Annotated in this window: 1 protein-coding gene; it reads right to left on the bottom strand. The window is 38.1% G+C overall.

What is annotated here, in order from left to right; all coding sequences use genetic code 11:
• Nucleotides 1-415: 415 nt before the first annotated feature.
• Nucleotides 416-1,318 (bottom strand): hypothetical protein, encoded by a 903-nt coding sequence (locus ABY905_RS17315; RefSeq protein WP_372646160.1) that lies wholly within the window; start codon nucleotides 1,316-1,318, stop codon nucleotides 416-418.
• Nucleotides 1,319-1,419: the final 101 nt, after the last annotated feature.

The raw sequence follows: 1,419 nt of genomic DNA, 5'->3' as shown, positions 1-1,419 counted from the left end.
TCACCCGGCCACACTTAAGCATGAGGCAAATAAGAAAGATATTTAAAAAGCAGCCTTGATCTTTTTTGCTTCGTTTTTTGGATCAAGCCAAAAAATGAAGTCGGGTTTGGGCGAAGCACCAATTTATTTAGGACGCTATTGATTGAGAATATAGTAGTATTATTTACGATAAGGGGTAATTTTAATTAGTTCACCCCTTTCAGGGATGATGCGTAATACTATTACTACCGCACTTTTCTAGTGCGGTTATTCAAATTTAACCACTTCGTGGTATACAATAGTTACCCACGTATTTGACATAGAGCCTGAACCTTTTGCACTAATAATTATCCTAACATTAGGAATCTGTGGAAATTTATTCGCAAGCTCATTAACTTGTTAGTGTAATCAGTGGTCAGCTATTTTTGAGTATTATTTATCTGTTTCTAATAAGCCTTTTCCAATCCACTTTATAAACGGCCTGTGGCAGTCTGGTTTCCTCAGTATTGATGTAGAGCTCATTTTTATCGGTGAAAACCAGGCCTTCGGTTTGGCTACCGCCAAGAGATTCCAGGTCTAAGCGTAGAGCATTACCAGCAAAGAAATTTTCACCTTCGATGTTTGTAAAGAGCATCATGTAGGTGCGGTAGTTTTTATAACCCACTAAAGCTACTGTTTTACCATCGGCAGTAATGTCAGCCCCGGTCACCATAAAATCGACATCGAACTCTGCTATTGGTTTTAGCTTGTAATCACCTGGTAATTTCGACATGCTATACAAACGTGTCTTTTTGTTTGCCCAGTTTTTTGTGAAAAAGTAAAGAGAATCCCCATAAGCAAAAAAGGCCTCACAGTCGAAATCGTGTTTCATATTTCGCTTCTCAAAGTTCTGTTGATCTGCCCAGACAAATGTGATGGAGTCAACCACCAATTCTGTTTGTTTGTCCATGTCTGATTTTAAAACACGAAGCACGCGCAGGTCTTTTCTGGCGCCTCGGTTGTTTCCAAAATCACCAATGTAAATGTATTGCTCATCTTCAGCTAAATCTTCCCAATCCTTATTGCTGGCATTACTAATATGAAGATTCTTTTTCAGTTCACCATTTATATCGTAAGCAAGTAATTCGGGCAGACAATCGCTATCGTTAATTACCCAAAACAAATCCTTATGCCACACCATTCCTGATTGTTCATTCACTTTTGGAGAAAGTTGATCACTGATCAACTCAGGTGAATAGATAACAGTTTTAAGTGCATTGGCTTGTTTGCAACAAGTTTTTTGAGCCATTCCCAATGTTGAAATTAGGAGGGCCAGTATTGTATAGGTGAAGTATCTCATTTAGATTATTTTTAGGAGTCGCTAATTTACAAAAAAAGAGGAGTTTTCTATTTTTTCAACAAGATTGCGCCAACAGAACTAACATGATTGGGAACTTGTCC

It is taken from the genome of Ancylomarina sp., assembly GCF_041555295.1.
Lineage (GTDB): Bacteria > Bacteroidota > Bacteroidia > Bacteroidales > Marinifilaceae > Ancylomarina.
The sequence above is the reverse complement of the archived record's forward strand: the minus strand, read 5'-3'. Positions and strand labels throughout refer to the sequence as shown.

Excerpts from the sequence above, each read along its gene's own strand:
- ABY905_RS17315 (WP_372646160.1), bottom strand. The coding sequence starts at position 1,318 with ATGAGATACTTCACCTATACAATACTGGCCCTCCTAATTTCAACATTG.